The organism is Amycolatopsis mediterranei (assembly GCF_026017845.1).
Taxonomy (GTDB): domain Bacteria; phylum Actinomycetota; class Actinomycetes; order Mycobacteriales; family Pseudonocardiaceae; genus Amycolatopsis; species Amycolatopsis mediterranei.
Map to the genome: position 1 here is coordinate 5502289 of NZ_CP100416.1, position 1134 is coordinate 5503422.

The 1134-nt window shown below is 64.6% G+C and carries 1 protein-coding gene; it reads right to left on the reverse strand.

From position 1 onward, the window contains the following. On the reverse strand, positions 1-1091 hold a 1091-nt coding region (locus ISP_RS24740), incomplete at its 3' end, for an IS630 family transposase (RefSeq protein WP_014466931.1). Positions 1092-1134: the final 43 nt, after the last annotated feature.

Consider the following 1134-nt stretch of genomic DNA (forward strand, 5'->3'; position numbering starts at 1 on the left):
TAGTGTCCTGCGCCTGAAATTCGTTGGCAATATCGTGCGAGCGAGTCGATGATCTCCTCGGCGGTCTTGCGCCAGACGAACGGGCGGGGGTCCTCGTTCCAGTCTTTGATCCACTCGCGGATGTCCTTCTCCAGCGCCGCAACGCTTCTGTGGACGCCGCGGCGGATCAGCTGATCAGTGAGGAACGCGAACCACCGCTCAACCTGGTTGATCCAGCTGGACCCGGTCGGAGTGAAGTGCATATGCACCCGGGGGTGCTTGGCCAGCCACGCCTTGATTGCCGGGGTCTTGTGAGTTCCGTAGTTGTCGCAGATCAGGTGGATGTCCAGCCCGGCGGGGACGGTCTTGTCGATCGTGGTGAGGAACTTCTTGAACTCGGCGGCCCGGTGCCGGCGGTGCAGTTCGCTGATCACGGTGCCGTCGGCGGTGTTGAACGCGGCGAACAGGGTGGTGATGCCGTGACGGACATAGTCGTGGCTGCGCCGCTCGGGCATGCCCGGCATCATCGGCAGCACCGGCTGGGACCGATCCAGTGCTTGAACCTGGCTCTTCTCATCGGTGCACAGCACCACCGCCCGCTCCGGCGGATGGTGATACAACCCGACCACGTCGACAACCTTGTCCACGAACAACGGATCGGTGGACAGCTTGAACGTGTCGGCCAAGTGGGGCTTGAGCCCGAAGTCCTGCCAGATCCGCCCGATCGTCGACTTCGACAGCCCGGACCGCTGCGCCATCGACGCACGTGACCAGTGCGTGGCGTTGCGGGGCGTCTGCTCCAGCGTGGCCACGATCACGTCCTCGACCTTCTCCAGCGTGATCGACGGTGGCCGGCCCGGCCGGTCCTCATCGACCAGCCCGTCCACACGCTGCGCAACGAACCGGGACCGCCACTTACCCACCGTCATCCGATTGATCCCGAGCCGCTCCGCCACCTCCATATTGGACAAGCCCTCCGCGCACGCCAGCACAATCCGGCACCGCAACGCCAACGCCTGCGCCGACTTGGCCCGCCGCTCCCACCGCAGCAACGTCGCACGCTCGTCCTCGCTGAGGACCAGCTCGACCTTGGACCGTCCACGACCCGCCATCACCGCATCCTACAATTAGATAGCGGATTTCAGGCGCAGGACA